Here is a 21,059-nt window from a genome sequence, read left to right as displayed (position 1 = left end):
CCTGATCATTCCTTGCAGTTGGGATAAACGGTGCATTCCTGACCGTTCATTTTAAAGGTTTGGAACAATGGTGGCTTTTGGCAGCGTTGCCAGCCTTCTTTCGGTAAACATGGCTTCCAGCCTTCTGGAAACCGGAGCCATGTATCGTCTCTGTAGGGCCTTTCCTCTGGGTTGGTCTGGATATCCAACCGCACCGTCTTACCCGCCAGTTCGCTACGCACCAGATGTGCGCCCGCACCCTTGCAGCTCAGGAGCTTGCTGACTTGCCCTTTCCGTGAGTGCGCCTTGCTTAGCTGAAACAGCCATGTGCATTCAGCCGTCTTGTTCAGGTGGCCCTCCGCGTCGAAATCGGGCGCGCCTTGTGGCAAAGCGTCGACCAGCACCAGGCCACCATTGTCATAGGTGCGTTGCCAGTCCTTTTCGCCGTAGCGGCCATGGATGTACAGCCCGACACGGGCCAGCTGCATCTCGCAAAGGCCGTCGCGGTAGCTGACGGGAATCTTGAAGCGATACTGCTGCGGCCCGTCCTGAAAGCCGCTCTCGAATGAGCGTGCCTGGCTGCGGCCCTCACATCCGTTAGCCACGCCGTAATGCGCCTGGGCTCGCATGGAGAAGTTGGGGGGTAGCTGCCCTTGGAAAGTAAAGCTGTCAGCTGTGAGCGAGGCCACTGAACTACAGGCGCTGAGTGCCGTTGCGAGAAGGGAAAGGCCGAATGGCCGAGCGAGGATATATCGCATCCTGTGTAACTCCCTACAGCGGGGCGGTTGGGTATCGAAGCGATGGGGCTGTTTGGTGATCTTGGTGGCGAGGAAAATCTGTATTACGTCAGCTTCCGCTTGCATGTCGGTTCCATCCATGGAGATAAATCGCGACTGCAGACTGACGTACTAGCCAGGCGACCTCAACAGCAGGGGGACCGCGACATGAATCAATTCACTGAAACTCTGCCCGTTCGGCACTGGCTGCTTTGATTGGCGGTGAGCAGCTCATAAAAAACCCCGCACAAGGCGGGGTTCTAAGGGCGACAGCTGACTTGTGATTAGAACGCCGGAACCACGGCGCCCTTGTATTTCTCGTTGATGAACTGCTTCACGGCGTCGCTGTGCAGGGCGTTGGCCAGCTTCTGCATGGCGGCGCTGTCCTTGTTGTCCGGACGGGCCACCAGGATGTTCACGTACGGCGAGTCGTTGCCTTCGATGAACAGGGCATCTTCAGTGGGGTTCAGCTTGGCTTCCAGCGCGTAGTTGGTGTTGATCAAGGCCAGGTCGACCTGAGTCAGCACACGCGGCAGGGTGGCCGCTTCCAGCTCACGAATCTTGATGTTCTTCGGGTTCTCGGCAATGTCCTTCGGCGTGGCGGTGATGCCGGCGCCGTCCTTCAGTGTGATCACACCGGCCTTCTGCAGCAGCAGCAGGGCACGGCCGCCATTGGTCGCGTCATTGGGGATCACGACGGTCGCGCCTTTGGGCAGCGCTTCAAGCGACTTGTGCTTGCTCGAGTAAGCGCCGAAGGGCTCGATGTGCACGCCAGTCACGCTGACCAGTTCGGTGCCCTTGCCCTTGTTGAACTCGTCCAGGTACGGCTGATGCTGGAAGAAGTTGGCGTCCAGGCGCTTTTCGGCCACCTGGATGTTCGGCTGCACGTAGTCGGTGAAGACTTTCACCTTCAGGTCGACGCCCTGTTCGGCCAGCTGGGGTTTGACGAATTCGAGGATTTCCGCGTGCGGAACGGCTGTCGCGGCGACGTTCAGTTCATCGGCGGCGTGGACGGAGAAAGCCGCAACGGCGGCGAAGGCAGCAAGCAGTTTTTTCATGGAGGGTTCCTTGTGGGTTCCTGTAGCGGTGCCGGTTAGGCAGTTATTTTCTTGAAAAATGCGTTACCAACTTGTCGCCGAGGCTCTGCAGGACCTGAACCAGGACCAGCAGCAGCACCACGGTGACGACCATGACGTCGGTCTGGAAACGTTGATAGCCGAAGCGGATGGCCAGGTCGCCGAGCCCGCCCGCACCGACCACGCCGGCCATGGCGGTGTAGGAGACTAGCGTGATGGCGGTGACGGTCACGGCGGCAATGATGCCTGGACGAGCCTCCGGCAGCAGGGCGTTGAAAATGATTTGCCGGGTCGTGGCGCCCATGGCCTGGGTGGCCTCGATGATGCCCCGATCAACCTCACGCAGCGCGGTTTCCACCAGTCGCGCAAAGAACGGCGCCGCGCCCACCACCAGCGGCGGGATCGCCCCGGCCACCCCTAGCGAGGTGCCGGTGACCAGCACCGTGAAGGGGATCATCACGATCAGCAGAATGATGAACGGCAACGAGCGCAGCACGTTCACCACGAAGGACAAAAAGCCGTACAGCGGGCCGTTTTCGAACAGTTGACGCGGGCCGGTGAGGAACAGCAGCACGCCGAGCGGCAGGCCGAGAATGATGGTAAACAGCAACGACCCGCCGAGCATCAGCAGGGTGTCCAGGGTTGCCAGCCAGATTTCGTACCAGTCGACGTTGGTAAACAAAGAGCCGAACAAGGCGTCCATCAGCGCAGTACCTCCACGTGAACGTCAGCGGCATCCAGCTGGGCCAGGGCTGCGGCCATGTCGCCACCCACCAGGGACAGGGTCAGCTGGCCATAGGGCGTGTCCTTGATACGGTCGATGCGGCCCGAGAGGATGCTGAAGTCCACCCCGGTCTCCCGTGCCACCGTGCCGAGCAGGGGTTTGTAGGTGGCGTCACCCTGGAAGGTCAGCCGCAGAATCCGCCCCGGTACATGGGCGAAATCATCGTGCTGCTCCCCTTCGTCGATCGCTTCGTCCTCAAGCACGAAGCGTTGCGTGGTCGGGTGCTTCGGGTGCAGGAAGACCTCGGTGACCGGACCCTGTTCGACGATGGTGCCGCCATCCATCACCGCAACGCGGTCGCACACGCGGCGGATCACGTCCATCTCGTGCGTGATCAGCACGATGGTCAGCTTCAGTTCGGCGTTGATTTCGGCGAGCAACTGCAGCACCGAGGCGGTGGTCTGCGGGTCGAGGGCACTGGTGGCTTCGTCGCAGAGCAGGATGTCCGGCTCGGTGGCCAGGGCGCGGGCGATGCCGACGCGCTGCTTCTGACCGCCCGACAGCTGCGCCGGGTACTTGCGTGCCTGATCCTTGAGCCCGACGCGGTCGAGCAGGGCGGCGACGCGGCTGTCGATCTCGCTGCGTGAATGATTGCCGGCTAGGCGCAGCGGCATGGCAACGTTGTCAGCCACGGTCTTGGACATCAATAGATTGAAGTGCTGAAAGATCATCCCGACGCGCTGACGGAAGCGGCGCAGGCCATTGGCGTCGAGTGCGGTGACATCTTCTCCGTTGACCAGGATGCGACCACCGGACGGTTCTTCAAGACGGTTGATCAGGCGCAGCAAGGTGCTCTTGCCGGCGCCGGAATGGCCAATCAGGCCAAACACTTCGCCGGCACCGATGGTCAGTTCGGTCGGCTTAAGCGCAGGCACTTCACGAGCGGTGCCCCGGCCGGCAACCCGATAGGTTTTGTGGACTTGCTGAAATTCGATCACGGGCGAACCTTGTGGGTGCGGTCGTAGGTGCCTGGGTAGTGGCGAAAGGCGTGCATTCTACGCGTTTGCAGCTCCTGGGCGTAGGGAACTGCTGCGATTGAGGCAAGCCATCGGTGCGATAGCGGGGGCTAATCGACGTAAGGCGCAACCTTGAGCGACTTTGTAGGGTCACTAACCGGTATGCCGTGAATTGATGCATCCGGCCCAAGTCGGCCAGGTCCCTTCGCGGTTAGGCACATAGGCTCAACCGAGGCTCAAGATGACGGACAACAAAGATCCAAAGCACAGCGAAGTTGCCGGTACCGACACCGTCGACCGCAAGAACCACAACGCCAAACTCGACCAGCTTGAGGGCGCACGCAGCGACGCCACCGGCCAGGCGCTGACCACCAACCAGGGCGTGAAAATCGCTGACAACCAGAACACCTTGAGTGCCGGCGAGCGTGGCCCGTCATTGCTCGAAGACTTCATCATGCGTGAGAAGCTCACGCACTTCGACCACGAGCGCATTCCGGAGCGCATCGTGCACGCCCGTGGCTCGGCGGCCCATGGTGTGTTCGTCAGCTACGACGACCACAGCGCCCTGACCAAGGCGTCTTTTCTCGCGAGCAAAGGCAAGGAGACGCCGGTCTTCACGCGTTTCTCCACCGTACAGGGCTCACGCGGCTCGGCCGATACCGTTCGCGACGTGCGCGGTTTCGCCACCAAGTTCTACACCGACGAAGGTATTTTCGACCTGGTTGGCAACAACATGCCGGTGTTCTTTATCCAGGACGCCATCAAGTTTCCTGACTTCGTCCACGCGGTGAAGCCCGAGCCGCACAACGAAATCCCGCAGGGCCAGTCGGCTCATGACAGCTTCTGGGACTTCGTCTCGCTGACGCCTGAGTCGGCGCATATGGTCATCTGGGCCATGTCCGACCGCGGCATCCCGCGCAGCCTGCGGGCGATGGAAGGCTTCGGCGTGCATACTTTCCGCCTGGTCAATGCCGAGGGCACCAGCCGCTTCGTCAAGTTTCACTGGAAGCCGGTCTCCGGTGCGTTCTCGCTGATCTGGGACGAGACCCTGAAGCTGGCCGGCAAGGACCCGGACTTCAACCGCCGTGATATGTGGGAGTCCATCGAAATGGGCGACTACTTCGAGTGGGAATTGGGTGTGCAGGTGGTGGAAGAGGCCGACGAGCACAAGTTCGACTTCGACCTGCTCGACCCGACCAAGATCATCCCCGAAGAGCTGGTGCCGGTGCAGCTGCTCGGCAAGATGACCCTCAATCGCAACCCCGACAACTTCTTTGCCGAGACCGAGCAGGCCGCGTTCCATATCGGCCATATCGTGCCGGGTATCGATTTCAGCAACGATCCGCTGCTGCAGGGCCGGTTGTTTTCCTACACCGATACCCAGTTGCTGCGCCTTGGTGGGCCGAACTTCCACGAGATCCCGATCAACCGTTCCATTGCGCCGGTGCACAACAACCAGCGCGACGCCCTTCACCGTCAGAAGATCAACAAGGGCCGCGCCAACTACGAGCCCAACTCCGTCGACAGCGGCTGGCCGAAGGAAACTCCGCCTGCTGCCAGTGGTGGTGGTTTCGAGAGCTATCCGGAGCGCATGGAAGGGCACAAGGTGCGGGCGCGTAGCCCATCGTTCAGCGATCACTTCTCCCAGGCCACGTTGTTCTGGAACAGCATGAGCGAACCGGAGAAGGAACACATCATCGGTGCTTACAGCTTCGAACTGGGCAAGGTCGAGCGCGTGTTCATACGTGAGCGGCAGGTCAACGAGATCCTCGCCAACATCGATCTGGAGCTGGCACGTCGGGTGGCCGAGAACATTGGCGTGACACCGCCGACCGCACCGACCGTCAGCCTCAAGCAGCCGAACCCGGCCAGCTCGCCTGCACTGAGTCTGATGAACCATCTGCCCGGCAACATCAAGTCGCGCAAGGTTGCGATCCTGATCGCCAATGGCGTGGACGGCAAAGCCATAGAGACATTCCAGCAGAAACTGGCCGATGAAGGCGCGCTGGCCAAGCTGATCGGCCCGTCACCGGCGCCGGTCAAAACGGCCGACGGCAAGATGCTCACCCCTGACGCGGCGATGGATGGCATGCCGTCGATTGCCTTCGACGCGGTGTTCATGCCTGGTGGCGCGCAGAGCGTGCAAGCCATGGCCAAGAACGGCGTGGCCAAGCACTACCTGCTCGAAGCCTACAAGCACCTCAAACCGATCGCGGTGCTGGGCGAGGCGCGGCAGCTGCTTACGGCGCTGAACCTGCCGGAAGATGCCGGTCTGGTCACCGGTGACGACGGCGATGTCGCGACGGTGTTCTCGGCCTTTGCTCAGGCGCTCTCGCAGCACCGTGTCTGGGCGCGCGAGGCGGCGGCGGAGCAGGTGCCAGCCTGATCGCGGTAGCGTGAAACAAGGCGGCTCGGTTGATTCCGGGCCGCCTTTTTTGCGTCTGGACGATGGGTGTCGGCCGTGCGGTCAGCTCAGCTCACGCCAGTGCAGGTAGCAACGCAGGTCGAACTCGGTTTGCGCATACCCCGGCATCATGTGTTCGCAGAGTTTGTAGAAGGCACGGTTGTGATCGCTCTCGCGTAAATGCGCCAGCTCGTGCACGACGATCATCTGGAGGAATTCCGGCGCCGCGTCTTTGAACAGCGCGGCGACACGGATTTCCTTTTTGGCCTTGAGTTTGCCACCTTGCACCCGCGACACCGCGGTGTGCAGGCCGAGGGCGCGGTGGGTCAGGTCGAGGCGGTTGTCGTAGAGCACCTTGTCGATGTTCGGCGCGCTTTTCAGATGGCTCTGGCGCAGCTGCTGCACATAGCCGTACAACGCCTTGTCGCTTTGTACCTGGTGGCGTTGCGGGTATCGGCGCTTGAGGTAGTCGCCCAGGCGTCCTTCGGCGATCAACTGGCGGATCTGCTGCTGCAGCGACTCGGGGTAACCGCTCAGGTATTTCAGGGGTGCCATCGGATCAGGCCCTGCGTCGCCAGGCAAAACTGAGCAGGAACAACGCCGCAGCCGACACCACGATGGACGGGCCCGCGGGGGTGTCCTCGTACCAGGACAATGACAAGCCCATGCACACGGCGAGCAGCCCGATCAGGCTGGCACCCAGCGCCATCTGTTCGGGCGTGCGGGCATGGCGTTGGGCCGCGGCGGCGGGAATGATCAGCAACGAGGTGATCAGCAGCACCCCGACAATCTTCATCGCCACGGCAATCACCATCGCAATCAACAGCATCAGGGCCAGGCGGATCGCTGCCACCGGCAGGCCCTCGACCTTGGCCAGCTCCTCATGCACGGTGACCGCCAGGAGGGGTCGCCACAGCGGTATCAGCGCCAGCAGCACCACGGCGCTGCCACCGACGATCCAGGCCAGGTCGCTGGGGCTGACCGCCAGCAGGTCGCCGAACAGATAGCCCATCAGGTCGATGCGCACGTCCTGCATGAAGCTCAGCGACACCAGTCCGAGCGACAGCGTGCTATGGGCGAGGATGCCCAGCAGCGTGTCGGAGGCCAGCGGCTGGCGCTGTTGCAGGGTCACCAGCAGCACCGCCAGCAGCACGCAGCAGACGATCACCGCCAGGGTCAGGTTAACCTCCAGCATCAAACCCAGCGCCACGCCGAGCAGCGCAGAATGCGAGAGGGTGTCGCCAAAATAGGCCATGCGCCGCCAGACGACGAACGAACCAAGCGGGCCGGCGACCAGCGCCAGCGCGAGGCCGGCGAGCAGGGCATTGAGTAGGAAATCTGGCATCAGTGCTTGCAGTTCGGGCCGTGAATATGGGGTTTGACGGTAACCACGCTGCCGTGCAGGTCATGGCTGTGGTCGTGCTGATGGTGATAGACGGCCAGGCTGCGCGCGTCCTGGCCGAACAGTTCGACGAACGCCGGATCAGCGCTGACCTGTTCCGGGTGGCCGGAACAACAGACGTGGCGGTTCAGGCAGACCACCTGGTCGGTGGCGCTCATCACCAGGTGCAGGTCATGAGAAACCATTAGCACGCCGCAGCCGTAACGCTCGCGCAGCCGTCCGATCAGCCGATAGAGCTCAGCCTGGCCGGCCACATCGACACCCTGGACCGGCTCGTCCAGCACCAGCAGCTCCGGCTCACGCAGCAAGGCGCGGGCCAGCAGCACCCGTTGCATCTCGCCGCCGGAAACCGATTGCAGCGGACTGTCGATAACATGCTCGGCGCCTACTTCCTTGAGTGCCGCCAGTGCCGCGGCGCGGTCCACACCCGGCACCAGGCGCAGGAAGCGCAGCACTGACAGCGGCAGGGTCGGGTCGACGTTCAGCTTCTGCGGCATATAGCCAACCCGCAGTTTGGGTTTGCGCCAGACCGTGCCGCTGTCCGGCTTGAGCAGGCCGAGCACGGCACGCACCAGGGTGGTCTTGCCGGCGCCGTTGGGGCCGATCAGGGTCACGATCTCGCCACGATGAACCTGCAGCTGAGCGCCTTCGAGCACCGCCTGGTTGGCGAAGCGGACATGAATATCGTCCAGGCGGATCAGCGCTTCGTTCATGCCGCGTGCCTGCAGGATGCGCAGAGGCCGACCACTTCGACCGTCTGGCCTTCGACCTGGAAGCCGACGCTGCGCGCGGCCTGGTCGATGGCCTCGCTGATGGCAGCTTGTTCGAGCTCAATGGCGGTGTGGCAGTTGCGGCAGATCAGAAACTGGCCCTGGTGCGGGTGTTCGGGGTGATTGCAGCCGATGAACGCGTTGAGCGAAGCGATGCGGTGCACCAGCCCGTTCTCAAGCAGAAAATCCAGCGCGCGGTATACCGTGGGCGGCGCGGCGCGGCGGCCGTCCTGCGCCGTCAGCTCGGCGAGGATGTCATAGGCGCCGAGCGGCTTGTGGCTTTGCCAGACCAGCTCCAGCACGCGCTTGCGCAGAGCAGTCAGGCGCACGCCCGAGCGCTCGCACAGGAGGTCGGCTTCGGCCAGTGCATGGCTGACGCAGTGGTGGTGATCGTGGGGCGTGCAGGCCAGCGGAGACTTGGGCATGAGCGAAGACGATGTGGCTGAGAGACGTTATTATGTTACCCATTCAGTTCAATCGAGTGTTGCCCGTGTTTCGTCTTTTTTCGATACCGCTTCTAGTGACCGTCAGTCTTTTCAGCAGCGCCCAGGCCCATGCTGAAATCGAGGTGCTGACCAGCATCAAGCCGCTGCAGCTGATCGCTGCTGCCGTTCAGGACGGCGTTGGCAAACCCGCCGTTCTGCTGCCGCCGGGTGCCTCGCCTCACCATTACGCGATGCGCCCGTCCGACGTACGGCAGCTTCGCAGCGCCGACCTGTTCTACTGGATCGGTCCGGACATGGAGGGCTTTCTCGCGCCGGTGCTGGAGGGCCGCAAGCGGCCGAGCGTGGCGGTACAGTCGCTGCCCGGACTGACCTTGCGCCATTTCGGCGAGGCAGCCAGCGACCACGACCATGATCACGAGGCCGAGCACGATGCCCACGACGAGCATGCACATGATGCGCACGACGATGAGCACGCCGAGCATTCAGAACAGGCCCATGATGAGCATGACGACCACGCTCGTGAAGCCACTCACGCTCAGGCCGCTGACCACGACGAACACGATCACGCCCATCGTCCCGGCAGCCTCGACGCGCACCTCTGGTTGTTGCCCGCCAATGCGCTGACCATCGCCGAAGGCATGGCGCTGGACATGGCCAAGGCCGATCCGGTCAATGCCGAGCGCTACCGAGCCAACCTGGCCGCATTCAAGCAGCGGCTGGATGCGCTCGATAAGCGGCTCAGCCAGCGCCTGAGCGAAACCCGAACCAAGCCGTTCTTCGTCTTTCACGAGGCCTTCGATTATTTCGAAGCCGCTTATGGGATCAAACACGCCGGCGTATTCAGCGCCGGTGGCGAAGCCCAGCCCGGCGCGCGGCATGTGGCCGCCATGCGTGAGCGCCTGGAGCAGTCCGGTCCGAGCTGCGTGTTCTACGAACCTCCGGTTCGTCCGCGCCTGGCGGATAGTCTGATCCGTGGATTGCCAGTGACGGTCACCGAGTTGGACGCGCTGGGTTATGGCATCGACGCCTCGGCGGGCGGCTACGAGCAGTTGATCGAGGATCTCGGCAGCTCGCTGGCGGAATGTCTGGAATCGCTCTGACCCTCAGTTCAGCGTGCCCGGCGGCCCCGCGCTGGCGGGCGCCTATCCGGGTCGTCCGTCGGCCGACTTGATGCGCGTCATAGTGCTTCTGGCGCCCGTGACTATGCTTCGTGCTTTGGTTTCCACTCCATCGACACGAGGATGCGCAGCGCATGGCGAAGACGGACGGGCCCATCGCGGCAGAGACGAAAACCACCCCTGAAATTGCCCTGCAGGTGGCCTCCGAAGACATCTGGGCGCAGAAATACCGGCTAACACGCAAAGACGGCAGCGCGGTCGACGACAGCGTCGATGACACCTGGCAGCGGGTCGCGCGGGCACTCGCTGACGTCGAACATGCGGAAACCCGCGAGCTCTGGTATCAGCAATTTCTCTGGGCGCTGCGCAATGGCGCCATCCCCGCCGGACGGATCATTTCCAACGCAGGCGCGCAGGACTACAAACCGGCCACCTCGACGATCAACTGCACCGTTTCCGGCACCATTGCCGACTCGATGGACGACATCCTCGGCAAGGTCCATGAGGCCGGCTTGACGCTCAAGGCCGGCTGCGGCATCGGTTACGAATTCAGCACCCTGCGCCCGCGCGGCTCCTTCGTGTCCGGTGCAGGCGCGCATACCAGCGGTCCGCTGTCGTTCATGGATATCTTCGACAAGATGTGCTTTACCGTCAGCTCTGCCGGCGGGCGCCGCGGTGCACAGATGGGGACCTTTGATGTCGGTCATCCGGACGTGCGCGAATTCATCCGCGCCAAACGCGAAGACGGCCGGCTGCGGCAATTCAACCTCAGCTTGCTGATCACTGACGAATTCATGCAGGCGGTAGAAGCCGACGCGGATTGGCCGTTGATCTTTCCGCTGCACCTGAAGGAAGAAGCCGAGCTCGATCTGAGCGACGCCGAACAGGTGCTGTGGCGCGAATGGCCGAGCCATGACGGCTACATCGTGCGTGACGACGGCCTGGTGGCCTGCAGGATCTACGGGCGGGTCAAGGCGCGACATTTGTGGGACATGATCATGGTCTCCACCTACGATTACGCCGAGCCGGGCTTCATCCTGATCGACCGGGTCAACCAGCTGAACAACAACTGGTGGTGCGAAGCGATTCGCGCGACCAACCCCTGCGGCGAGCAACCGCTGCCGCCGTACGGCTCCTGTCTGCTGGGCTCGATCAACCTCACCCATTTCGTCATCGACCCTTTCGGTCCTGACGCGCGCTTCGACTGGGACAAATACCGTGAAGTGGTTCGGGTATTCACCCGGATGCTGGACAACGTGGTGGAGATCAACGGCCTGCCACTGGCGCAGCAGCGTCACGAAATCGAGAGCAAGCGCCGCCACGGCATGGGTTTCCTCGGGCTCGGTTCGGCGCTGACCTTGCTCAAACTACGCTATGGCAGCGCCGAAGCTTGCGTGTTCACCGAAGAGGTCGCTCGGGAGATGGCGCTGGTTGGCTGGGAAGTGGCGTTGGATCTGTCAAAGGAAAAGGGGCCGGCACCTCTGCTGACCGAAATCTTCGAAGTCACCGCCGAGATGCTGCGCAAGCGTCCGGAAATGAAAGCCGATGGTTACAAGCTGGGCGACCAGGTGCCGGGGCGCGTACTTCACGCGAAGTACTCGCGCTACATGCAAAAGATCGCCGAATACGCGCCCGAGCTGATCGATCAGCTGGCCGAGCAGGGCGCGCGCTTCACCCACCACAGCTCCATCGCGCCCACCGGCACCATCAGTCTGAGCCTGGCCAACAACGCCTCAAACGGTATCGAACCGAGCTTCGCGCATCATTACTCGCGCAACCTGATCCGCGCTGGGCGCAAGGCCAAGGAAAAGATCGAGGTGTTCAGCTACGAATTGCTGGCCTATCGCACCCTGATTAATTCGCGCGCCAAGCCCGGCTCGACCGAGCCGGGCGAGCAGCTGCCGGAGTATTTCATCACCGCTGACGATGTCACCCCAACCCAGCACGTGGACATCCAGGCTGCGGCGCAAAAGTGGGTCGACTCGTCGATATCCAAGACCGCCAACGTGCCCACCGACTATCCGTTCGAGGCCTTCAAGGACATCTACCGTTACGCCTGGCGCCAGGGCCTAAAGGGCTGCACCACCTTCCGCTTCAACCCGGCGGCGTTCCAGGGCGTGCTGGTCAAGGAGGCCGATCTGGAAAAGACCCTGTACCGCTTCATTCTCGAAGACGGCAGCGTGGTCGAGCTGAAAGGCAACGAAGAGGTCGAGTATGACGGGGAAGTCAATTCTGCTGCCAACCTGTTCGACGCCCTCAAAGAAGGCTATTACGGCAAGTACTGAGCCCTGACCGATAGCCGGGCGGCGTTTGTCGTCCGGATGGAGAATCTGCAATGACCGTAAAGATCACCCAGCGCATCAAGGGCTTCAAGGTCGTCGACGAGACCCTCGAACGGCCTGTCGTCGCCACAGACCAAACCACCGCCAAAGCCAACGTGGTGGAGATGGATGAGAGCCTGCAGCGCCCGGAAACCCTGGTTGGCATGACCTACAAGATCAAGTCGCCGCTGTTCGAACATGCGCTCTATGTCACCGTCAACGACGTCGTGCTCAACGCCGGCACGCCCCATGAGCAGCGTCGGCCGTTCGAGATTTTCATCAATTCGAAAAACATGGACCACTTCCAATGGATCGTCGCGCTCACGCGAATCATGTCCGCGGTGTTCCGCAAGGGCGGTGACTGCACCTTTCTCGTCGAGGAACTGAAAGCGGTGTTCGATCCGCGTGGCGGCTACCTGAAGAAGGGCGGCGTCTATATGCCGTCCATCGTGGCGGAGATCGGCGGCGTACTGGAGCGCCATCTGATCCACATCGGCATGCTTGAAGGCCATGCGTTGGACGAGACTCAGCTCAAGTACCTAGCGGAAAAGCGCGCCGCCTACGAGGCCAGTCAGGGGGCGGTGACCGTCGAACCGGGCGAGGGATTTCCCGCTGGCGCCCAGCTGTGCAGCAAGTGCAACACCCAGGCGGTGGTGCAGATGGATGGCTGCGCCACTTGTCTGAATTGCGGCAATTCCAAGTGCGGGTGAGGGCTAGCGACGGTTGGGCCGTTATCGGGGCCAGGGTCAACCCACCGACTAGCTGCGAGAAAATCGCTGTCGATACTTTGCCGGAGTGAGTGCTGTCAGACTCTTGAACATCCGTCGCATGTTGGCGTCGCTGCTGAAACCCAACTCTGTGCTGATGGTGTTGACCGGTGCAGAGGTCAGGGTGAGGCGCTCACCGACTTGGCTTAACTTGATGCGCCGTGCGTAGGCGGCCGCCGGTACGCCTGCCTCGCTTCTCACCTTGCGTGCCAGTGTGCGCTCGGACATGCCAAGTTCAGATGCCAGCTTCGACAGCGTGATTTGGTCGGCTGGCAGCCTTTCGACCAGGGCGTGTACCTGACGGAGCAGCCTGCTGGGCTGCTTGATGAGGCTCATGGTCTGAAAGATGTCATGTGACTGTGCAGGGCGTGGGAGCACCATCAATTTGATGAGGTCACGAAAGATGGCTGGGTTGACGTGCCGCTCGATCAGCGACTGTGCAATGGATAAATAGCCATTCACCCCCGTAGCGGTGGCGTTGTGCTCGTTGAAAATGCAATTTTGCTCGATCTGCCAGCGAATCTTCGGATAACGCTTGAGCATGGGGTCAGCCAACCACCAGGTCACGGTCGCGTGTTGATTATTCAGCCGACCACTCGCAGCAGCCAGGCAAACACCTACGCAGTAGCTCCATAACTGGCAACGTTTTCCTCGTATCGATAAGGCTGCCACGAGGTCTGCATTGGCGGCCAACGACGTGTTGATGTGTTCCGCCGACTCTGCCCAGAACCCAGGTATCAGTAAGGCTTCGAGCACACCGTCATGGATGGCGTGTGTTGCTTCCAGAATCAGGCCATGAGCACAGGCAATCGGCCCTTTATGCAGGGCCATGAAGCGCGTTTCAAAAAGCTGCTGCCCGGTTCGACGATTGGCGGCATGCAGCATATCCGCAAAAGCGAGCAGCCCGGCAGGCATGCAACCAGGGTACAGGAGAAGGCCTACCTGAAAGGTTTTGGTCATGGCTTAAAATGAACTGAATATGTCTAAGTTAGCCATTATGGCGACAGCGATGGATTGGCACCATGAAGTCATACCTCAGGGGGCTTCATCATGAAAATTCAGCAAATTCGCAACGCCACAATTATTCTCGAACTGGGTCCTTACCGCATTCTGGTTGATCCCATGCTGGCCAGAAAAGGAGCGCTTCCTCCCTTGCGGATACTGTCCGCAAGGCAGAGAAACCCGGTGGTTGAGCTGCCCGATTCAACAGGCGATGCGCTCGAAGGGGTGACGCACTGCTTGATCACCCACTGCCAGAAAGGCCACTTCGATCACCTTGATCGGGCAGCCAAGCACTGGCTTAGAGAGCGGCAGACGCCCGTCATCTGCACTCCGCGCGATGCGTCACATCTCGCGGAACGGGGTCTGAACGTCCAGTCGCTTCCTGACGATCATGAGCAGCCAAGCCCGTTTCTCGGTGGGGTTATCCGCACGGTCGGCTGCACTCATGGCAAGGGTCTGGTCGGGAAGCTGATGGAGCACGGCGTCGGTTACCTGATTGAGATACCCAACGAGCCCAGCCTGTATCTGGCTGGCGACACTCTTCTCACTGCGACCGTTCGAGCGTTCGTACTGCGGCATCAACCTATGGTCAGCGTCGTTCCCGCAGGCGGCGCCCGCTTCGACATAGGCGACGAAATCATCATGGGCGTAGACGAGGTACTTGAGTTCATGCGACTGAGTCGGGGCAGGGTGATTGCCAACCATCTGGAAGCGATCAGCCATTGCCCTATTACCCGAGCGGAATTGGCAGCTGCAGCGATTGGAGCCGGTGTGGCCCATCGGCTGTTCATCCCGGCCGATGGGCAGACGTTAGCAATGAATGATTGAGCCGGTACTAAACAGACAACTATGGAGACGTGCATGGTTCTCATGACGCGGAAGTGGGCCGGGGCTCCGAGGAGGAGCACAGCGGCTGCTGCCGCTCCATGACAGATCGGACGCCTATGCCCCCCATTGCCCACGACCCGCGCCGTCAGGTCACGACGCGGTAGCAGGGCTCGTACGGCCGGCCGCCGGGCAGTTTCATCCGATGCTGTTCGACGAACGCCTGCAACAGCGCGTCCAGCGGCTTCATGATCGACTGGTCGCCGTGTATCTCGTAGCGACCGAACTGCTCGATACGGCGAATGCCCTTGTCCTTGACGTTGCCCGCCACGATCCCGGAGAACGCTCGGCGCAGGTTCGCTGCCAGCAGGTGGGGCGGCACGTCGCGCGTCAGCTGCAGGCTGGCCATGTTCTCGTGGGTCGGATCGAAGGGGTGCTGGAAACCATCCTCGATCTTCAGCAGCCAGTTGAAATGGAAGGCATCGTTGCGTTCACGACGGAACTGTTTGACGGCTTTCAGCCCCTCGGACATCTGCCGGGCCACCTCTGTCGGGTTGTCGACGATGATCTGGTACAGCCCCTGGGCTTTCTCCCCAAGCGTGGCGCCGACGAATTCGCGAATCTGCTCAAGATAGGGCGCAGCGCTTTCGGGCCCCGTGAGAATGACCGGGAAGGGAACGTCGCGGTTGTCCGGGTGCAGCAGGATGCCCAACAGGTAGAGGAATTCCTCTGCCGTACCGACACCACCGGGGAAAATGATGATGCCGTGACCGACACGGACGAAGGCTTCCAGGCGCTTTTCAATATCCGGCAGGATCACCAGCTCGTTGACGATCGGGTTTGGCGCCTCGGCGGCGATGATGCCTGGCTCGGTCAGGCCCAGGTACCGGCCGCCGACGATGCGCTGCTTGGCATGGGCGATGGTTGCGCCCTTCATCGGGCCCTTCATCACGCCAGGGCCGCAACCGGTGCAGATGTTCAGGTTGCGCAGGCCCAACTCGTGGCCGACACGCTTGCTGTACTTGTACTCCTCGGTGCTGATCGAGTGACCGCCCCAGCACACCACCATGTTGGGCTCGACGCCGGGACGCAAGGTGCGGGCGTTGCGCAGCAAATGGAAGACGTAATCGGTGATGCCCTGGGAACTGCTCAGGTCGATACGCGGGCTACCCAGCTCGCTTTCGGTGTAGACGATGTCGCGCAGCGCGCTGAAGAGCATTTCGCGGGTGCTGGCGATCATCTCGCCGTCGACGAAGGCATCGGCTGGTGCGTTGAGCAATTCCAGACGTACGCCACGATCCTGTTGATGGATGCGAACTTCGAAGTCGTCGTAGGCCTCGAGGATAGTCTTGGCGTTATCGATGCGCGTGCCGGTATTGAGGATTGCCAGGGCGCACTGGCGGAACAGCGTGTAAGTGCTGCCACATCCGGCTTCGCTCAGTTGCTGGACTTCCCGCTGGGACAGCGTCTCCAGGCTACCTTTCGGGCTAACCGAGGCATTGATTACATAGCGTGAGGTCATGCTTGTTTTCCCTGAAAACAATGCGGCCTGGCCGGGACGGGCAGGTGCATCAGGATGTTGAGCGCCGCGGCCTGGGGCAGCGACATATGGAAAGTGCCGTACGAACGGGCATTGCGTGGCTGGGCAGGGATGCTGCCGGGCGCAGCGGCTAAACCCGTCGTTGTACGCTGCTTGCTGGGGCTGGCGCTATCAATGTAGGCGCAACGGCGCGCCTGGACGGGCAGTACTTGACGTTCGAACGGTGAAAACGTTCCTGAAAGCCCCTCCTGGGGCGTGGCTCTGCTCATGCGTACATCCCGTACGGTCGTAGGTGTCAGGAGTTTTGACAGCGAACATGGCTGTTTGATTGCACACGGAGCAAATGGTTTTTCCGCCACGGGCGGCGCCGTGTCCTTCAGGTTGCAGTGTGCATCAAAAGGCAAACGGCAGGGCGCTGTGGCAACGCTGGCGAACCTGCAGCAGCCGGCCGAATTCGTCCGGATCCTTGATCAGAACAGATTGTCCGGCGAACCGCTGGGCGGCGATCAGGCGTGACAGCCAGAACCGCACGCAGGCCACACGCAGCATCGGTCGCCACAGTTCAGCCTCTGCCGGGGTGAAGCGACGCAAGCTGGAGTAGGCGGCGAGCAGCGCTTGGCTGCGCTCCTCGTCGAGTTCGCCGTTGGGGTGCGAGCACCAGTCGTTCACGGCGATCGCGAGGTCGTAGAGCATCGGCCCCGAGCAGGCGTTGTAGAAGTCGATCACGCCGGTCAGGTGGTTGCCATCGAAGAGCACGTTGTCACGAAACAGGTCGGCATGCAGATTGGCCTGGGGCAGGGCAAGGATCTTCGGCTTCAGCTCGGCGATTTCCGCCAGACCGTCGCGCAGCAGCGGCAGTTGATCCTCACCGAGAGACAGTGCCAGGCTCGGCCCTTCCTGCTGCATCCAGTCCAGGCCTCGGTCACTGCGACGTTCCAGTATCTGCTCGCGGGTGGCCAGGTGCAGCCGCGCCAGCAGCCGACCGACTTCCGCGCAGTGGTGCGGATTGGGTGCAGCGATGTGCTTGCCCGGCAGTCGAGGCTGCAGCAGCGCCGGTTTCTCGGCCAGCGAACGCAAGGCGTCGCCGCGATCCGTGCGCAGCGCATAAGGCACCGGCAGGCCGGCGCGGTGCAGCACGTCGAGCAGCTCGATGAAGAATGGCAGGTCCTGGCTCGGGCCGCGTTCGATCAGCGTCAGCACGTACTCGCCCTGCTCCAGGCTGACGAAGAAATTGCTGTTCTCGCTGCCGGCGGCGATGCCCTCGAAGTCACGCAGGCGCCCCAGCCCGTAAGGCGCCAGAAAGGCTTCGAGTTCTTCGCGTTGCAGGGGCGTGAAAACCGACATGAATGACTTCCGTTAGTGTCTAGGCTGGGTTACCAGCTGAAGATTTTCCAGGCCGGGATCAGCATGTCCGGGCGGTCGGCGCGGATGAAGTTGCTGTCGCCATCGGCACGGACCAGAAAGTACGGCTTGCCGGTCTTGGGCGTGATTTTCACCGCATAGAGGAAGCCGTTGACGCGGTACTCCTCGACCGTACGGTCGCCGTCCTGGCGAATCGTGACGTCAGGCTCGCCATCGACCGATTCCTGGGCGAAACCGCTCAGCGGCATCATTGCCAGCAGCCCGGCCAGCAGCAAAGGTTTGAATGTGCGCATGATAACCTTGTCCCTTTGTCGTCAAGTGGTCCTGTGCATTCTAGCCGCGGACCCGTCGAAAAGGTTGATCCTGCTCATGAGCCAAGCGCCCCTCGTTCTGGTGGACGGTTCGTCCTACCTCTACCGCGCCTTCCACGCCCTGCCTCCGCTGACCACGTCTACGGGCAAGCCCACCGGCGCCGTGAAGGGCGTGCTGAACATGCTGTTGTCGTTGCGTCGGCAGTATCCGGACAGCCCCTTCGCGGTGGTTTTCGACGCCAAAGGCCCGACCTTCCGGGACACGCTGTTCGCTGAATACAAGTCCCATCGTCCACCGATGCCCGACGACCTGCGTGGCCAGGTCGAGCCGCTGCATGCCAGCGTGCGTGCGCTGGGTATGCCCCTGCTGTGCGTCGACGGCGTCGAGGCGGACGACGTGATTGGAACACTGGCGCGGCAGTGTGCCGCGCTCAAGCGCGACGTGATCATCTCCACCGGCGACAAGGACATGGCCCAGCTGGTCTGCCCGCACGTCACCCTGGTCAACACCATGACCGGCAGCGTCTATGACATCGAAGGCGTGAAGAACAAGTTCGGCGTCGGCCCGGAGCTGATCATCGACTTCCTCGCGCTGATGGGCGACAAGGTCGACAACATCCCCGGCGTGCCCGGGGTCGGCGAGAAGACCGCGTGCGGCCTGCTCAACGGCATCGAAGGCGGCATCAAAGGTCTTTACGACAACCTCGACAAGGTCTCTGGCCTGCCGATTCGCGGCGCCAAGTCGCTGGCCGCCAAGCTTGAAGAACATCGCGACGCGGCGTTCATGTCGTACGAGCTGGCCACGATCAAGATCGACGTGCCGCTGGATGTTCAGGTTGGCGATCTGATGCCGGGCGAGCCGCACCGCGAGGCGCTGATTGCGCTGTATCGCGAGCTGGAGTTCAAGAACTGGCTTGACGATTTGCTACGCGAGGCCAAGGCCGCCGGTGAAGACGGTGAGGTGCAGCCCGAGGGTTGCTCGATCCAGGCTGAAGCCGAATACAGCACCCTTTTCGATCAGGCTGAATTCGATGTTTGGCTCGCACGGCTGAAGGCTGCCGATTGCTTCGCCTTTGACACCGAGACCACCAGTGTCGATGCGCAGAAGGCACAGCTGGTTGGCGTTTCCTTCGCCATTGAAGCAGGCCAGGCCGCCTACGTGCCGCTCGGCCACAGCTACATGGGCGTGCCGCAGCAGCTTGATCGCGACGCGGTGCTGGCCGCGCTCAAGCCGCTGCTTGAAGACCCGAGCAAGCGCAAGATCTGCCAGCACGGCAAATACGACATGAACGTGCTGATGCATTACGGCATCGAGATGCGTGGCATGACCTTCGACACCATGCTCGAATCCTATGTGCTCGACGCCACCGCCACGCGGCACGACATGGACAGCCTGGCGCTCAAGTACCTCGGCCGAGGCACCATCCGTTTCGAGGACATCGCCGGCAAGGGCGCCAAGCAGCTGACCTTCGACCAGATCGCGGTCGAGCAGGCCGGGCCTTATGCAGCCGAGGACGCCGACGTCACGCTGCGCCTGCATCAGACCCTGATGAGCAAACTGGAGGCCACGCCTTCGCTGCTCAAGGTCCTGAACGAGATCGAGATGCCACTGGTACCGGTGCTGGCGCGTATCGAGCGCAACGGCGCGTTGGTCGATGCCAACCTGCTCGGGCTGCAGAGCGTCGAGTTGGGCAACAAACTGGTCGAGCTGGAGCGTGAGGCGTTCGACATCGCCGGTGAAGAGTTCAACCTCGGTTCGCCCAAGCAGCTCTGCGCGATCCTCTATGACAAACTCGGTTGTCCGGTGCTGTCAAAGACCGCAGGCGGCCAGCCGTCTACCGCCGAAAGCGTGCTGGCCGAGCTGGCTGAAAAGGATTACCCGCTGCCCAAGGTGATCATGCAGCACCGTAGCTTGAGCAAGCTCAAGGGCACCTACACCGACAAGCTTCCGCAGCAGATCAATCCGCGCACCGGGCGCATCCACACCAGCTACCACCAGGCCGTGACGGCGACCGGGCGGTTGTCATCGTCCGACCCTAATCTGCAGAACATTCCGATCCGTACGGCCGAGGGCCGGCGTATCCGCCAGGCCTTCGTCGCGGCGCCGGGCTACAAGCTGCTGGCAGCCGACTACTCGCAGATCGAACTACGCATCATGGCGCATCTGGCCCAGGATGCCGGCCTGTTGCACGCGTTCCAGAATGACCTGGACGTGCACCGCGCCACGGCGGCGGAAGTGTTCGGCGTCGAGCTGGATCAGGTCAGCAACGATCAACGGCGTAGCGCCAAGGCGATCAACTTCGGCCTGATCTATGGCATGAGCGCTTTCGGCCTGGCCAAGCAGATCGACGTCAGCCGCGGCGAGGCGCAGGCCTATATCGACCGCTATTTCGCTCGCTATCCTGGCGTGCTCGCCTACATGGAGCGCACGCGCACCCAGGCGGCGGAGCAAGGCTTCGTGGAAACGCTGTTCGGCCGCCGGCTGTACCTGCCGGAGATCAATTCAAAGAACGGCGCCATGCGCAAAGGCGCTGAGCGCACCGCGATCAATGCGCCGATGCAGGGCACTGCGGCGGACATCATCAAGCGCGCCATGATCGCGGTGGACAACTGGCTGCAGGAGAGTGGCCTGGATGCGCGCGTTATCCTGCAGGTTCACGATGAGCTGGTGCTGGAAGTCCGTGAGGATCTGCTCGAGCAGGTTCGCGCGCAGATTCTTCCGCTGATGAGCGGGGCCGCTGAGCTAGACGTGCCGCTGCTGGTCGAAGCCGGGGTGGGCAACAACTGGGATGAAGCGCACTAAGAACAGGCACGAGCGGGTGCCGCCTGGAGATTTTCTGCCGGCGGCGCCGGTGAAACAGCTTTGGCCCTGCATGGTATGGGTGCAGGCGAAGGCATTCGATTAAATGTCTTTGGCTAGGGATGCCCCGTCTTAGAGCGGCTGCGCTCCGTTATGGAAATATTTTCCGTTCGGCATTGAACTCATGGATAGAAGGCCCGGTCATAGGCTACGAAGGGTGTAAAAGCCCTTCGATGCTCCTTGTTGTGTTAAGTGTTGGCAGATCTCTGGATACGCCTCTGGCGTTCCGGATTTAAACCTCGAACTTCCCCCTCCCCCAACGAAGTTCGAGGTTTTTTTTCGCCTTGAGAAAAGTGCCGGTACGGTGCGGCGGGGTGCTCGTACGCTCATGGCTCCAGGCGCGCTCGATGGTCATGGCGA

At 61.9% G+C, this 21,059-nt stretch carries 20 protein-coding genes; 7 read left to right on the top strand and 13 right to left on the bottom strand.

What is annotated here, in order from left to right; genetic code table 11:
* Window positions 1-5: 5 nt before the first annotated feature.
* The 4 genes from AAGW23_RS17490 to AAGW23_RS17475 form a co-directional block, all read right to left on the bottom strand.
* Window positions 6-737 (bottom strand): hypothetical protein, encoded by a 732-nt coding sequence (locus tag AAGW23_RS17490; RefSeq protein ID WP_342407608.1) that lies wholly within the window; start codon window positions 735-737, stop codon window positions 6-8.
* A gap of 302 nt (window positions 738-1,039) precedes the next feature.
* On the bottom strand, window positions 1,040-1,813 hold the full coding sequence (locus tag AAGW23_RS17485) for a MetQ/NlpA family ABC transporter substrate-binding protein (RefSeq protein ID WP_342407607.1): 774 nt from the start codon (window positions 1,811-1,813) through the stop codon (window positions 1,040-1,042).
* Between the two features lie 43 nt (window positions 1,814-1,856).
* On the bottom strand, window positions 1,857-2,534 hold the full coding sequence (locus AAGW23_RS17480; protein WP_342407606.1) for a methionine ABC transporter permease: 678 nt from the start codon (window positions 2,532-2,534) through the stop codon (window positions 1,857-1,859).
* The gene (locus tag AAGW23_RS17475) at window positions 2,534-3,553 is read right to left on the bottom strand and encodes a methionine ABC transporter ATP-binding protein (RefSeq protein ID WP_342407605.1); all 1,020 of its coding nucleotides are present in this window, start codon (window positions 3,551-3,553) and stop codon (window positions 2,534-2,536) included. The genes AAGW23_RS17480 and AAGW23_RS17475 overlap by 1 nt, the downstream gene beginning before the upstream one ends.
* A gap of 259 nt (window positions 3,554-3,812) precedes the next feature.
* Here AAGW23_RS17475 and katE point away from each other — a divergent pair, with 259 nt between their 5' ends.
* A complete protein-coding gene (gene katE / locus AAGW23_RS17470; protein WP_342407604.1) occupies window positions 3,813-5,957 on the top strand; it encodes a catalase HPII in 2,145 nt (714 codons plus the stop codon).
* 81 nt (window positions 5,958-6,038) lie between these two features.
* Here katE and AAGW23_RS17465 read toward each other — a convergent pair whose 3' ends face one another.
* Genes AAGW23_RS17465 through zur form a run of 4 tightly spaced genes read right to left on the bottom strand, consistent with a single transcriptional unit; the run spans window position 6,039 to window position 8,572 of the window.
* Window positions 6,039-6,530, bottom strand: a complete 492-nt coding sequence (locus AAGW23_RS17465; RefSeq protein ID WP_342407603.1) for a M48 family metallopeptidase — start codon at window positions 6,528-6,530, stop codon at window positions 6,039-6,041.
* A 4-nt stretch (window positions 6,531-6,534) separates the two neighbouring features.
* Entirely contained in the window at window positions 6,535-7,320 is a 786-nt protein-coding gene (gene znuB / locus AAGW23_RS17460) for a zinc ABC transporter permease subunit ZnuB (RefSeq protein WP_342407602.1), read from the bottom strand.
* Window positions 7,320-8,090 carry a zinc ABC transporter ATP-binding protein ZnuC gene (gene znuC, locus AAGW23_RS17455; RefSeq protein ID WP_342407601.1) on the bottom strand — a complete coding sequence of 257 codons (771 nt, stop codon included), beginning with the start codon at window positions 8,088-8,090 and terminating at the stop codon, window positions 7,320-7,322. Before znuC ends, znuB begins: the two co-directional genes overlap by 1 nt.
* Complete coding sequence (zur, locus tag AAGW23_RS17450; RefSeq protein WP_342407600.1) at window positions 8,087-8,572, bottom strand: zinc uptake transcriptional repressor Zur; 486 nt, start codon at window positions 8,570-8,572, stop codon at window positions 8,087-8,089. The genes znuC and zur overlap by 4 nt, the downstream gene beginning before the upstream one ends.
* Window positions 8,573-8,637: 65 nt before the next feature.
* Between zur and AAGW23_RS17445 the strand changes: the two genes are divergently transcribed.
* The 3 genes from AAGW23_RS17445 (at window position 8,638) to AAGW23_RS17435 (ending at window position 12,742) form a co-directional block, all read left to right on the top strand.
* Entirely contained in the window at window positions 8,638-9,693 is a 1,056-nt protein-coding gene (locus tag AAGW23_RS17445; protein WP_342407599.1) for a zinc ABC transporter substrate-binding protein, read from the top strand.
* A gap of 152 nt (window positions 9,694-9,845) precedes the next feature.
* Window positions 9,846-11,996, top strand: a complete 2,151-nt coding sequence (locus AAGW23_RS17440) for an adenosylcobalamin-dependent ribonucleoside-diphosphate reductase (RefSeq protein WP_342407598.1) — start codon at window positions 9,846-9,848, stop codon at window positions 11,994-11,996.
* Between the two features lie 50 nt (window positions 11,997-12,046).
* A complete protein-coding gene (locus tag AAGW23_RS17435; protein ID WP_342407597.1) occupies window positions 12,047-12,742 on the top strand; it encodes an NrdJb in 696 nt (231 codons plus the stop codon).
* Window positions 12,743-12,790: 48 nt separating this feature from the next.
* On the opposite strand, the gene AAGW23_RS17430 is transcribed toward AAGW23_RS17435, so the two are convergent.
* A complete protein-coding gene (locus tag AAGW23_RS17430) occupies window positions 12,791-13,630 on the bottom strand; it encodes a helix-turn-helix domain-containing protein (protein ID WP_342407596.1) in 840 nt (279 codons plus the stop codon).
* Here AAGW23_RS17430 and AAGW23_RS17425 point away from each other — a divergent pair.
* On the top strand, window positions 13,619-13,771 hold the full coding sequence (locus AAGW23_RS17425; protein WP_342407595.1) for a hypothetical protein: 153 nt from the start codon (window positions 13,619-13,621) through the stop codon (window positions 13,769-13,771). The two genes, AAGW23_RS17430 and AAGW23_RS17425, sit on opposite strands and share 12 nt — an antisense overlap.
* 78 nt (window positions 13,772-13,849) lie before the next feature.
* Window positions 13,850-14,629, top strand: coding sequence for an MBL fold metallo-hydrolase (locus AAGW23_RS17420; RefSeq protein WP_342407594.1), 780 nt, complete (start codon window positions 13,850-13,852; stop codon window positions 14,627-14,629).
* A gap of 145 nt (window positions 14,630-14,774) precedes the next feature.
* Here the strand turns inward: AAGW23_RS17420 and ppnN are convergent, their stop codons facing one another.
* The 4 genes from ppnN to AAGW23_RS17400 form a co-directional block, all read right to left on the bottom strand.
* Window positions 14,775-16,148 (bottom strand): nucleotide 5'-monophosphate nucleosidase PpnN, encoded by a 1,374-nt coding sequence (gene ppnN, locus AAGW23_RS17415; protein WP_342407593.1) that lies wholly within the window; start codon window positions 16,146-16,148, stop codon window positions 14,775-14,777.
* Window positions 16,145-16,435, bottom strand: a complete 291-nt coding sequence (locus AAGW23_RS17410) for a hypothetical protein (protein WP_342407592.1) — start codon at window positions 16,433-16,435, stop codon at window positions 16,145-16,147. Before AAGW23_RS17410 ends, ppnN begins: the two co-directional genes overlap by 4 nt.
* A gap of 124 nt (window positions 16,436-16,559) precedes the next feature.
* Window positions 16,560-17,510: a homoserine kinase gene (locus AAGW23_RS17405; protein ID WP_342407591.1), complete on the bottom strand. Its 951-nt coding sequence runs from the start codon at window positions 17,508-17,510 to the stop codon at window positions 16,560-16,562.
* A gap of 29 nt (window positions 17,511-17,539) precedes the next feature.
* Window positions 17,540-17,821, bottom strand: a complete 282-nt coding sequence (locus AAGW23_RS17400) for a DUF2782 domain-containing protein (protein WP_342407590.1) — start codon at window positions 17,819-17,821, stop codon at window positions 17,540-17,542.
* A gap of 76 nt (window positions 17,822-17,897) precedes the next feature.
* Here AAGW23_RS17400 and polA point away from each other — a divergent pair, with 76 nt between their 5' ends.
* Window positions 17,898-20,642, top strand: a complete 2,745-nt coding sequence (polA, locus tag AAGW23_RS17395) for a DNA polymerase I (protein WP_342407589.1) — start codon at window positions 17,898-17,900, stop codon at window positions 20,640-20,642.
* Window positions 20,643-21,059 lie beyond the last annotated feature (417 nt).

The sequence above is a fragment of the Stutzerimonas chloritidismutans genome (assembly GCF_038562055.1).
GTDB lineage: Bacteria > Pseudomonadota > Gammaproteobacteria > Pseudomonadales > Pseudomonadaceae > Stutzerimonas > Stutzerimonas chloritidismutans_A.
The sequence above is the reverse complement of the archived record's forward strand: the minus strand, read 5'-3'. Positions and strand labels throughout refer to the sequence as shown.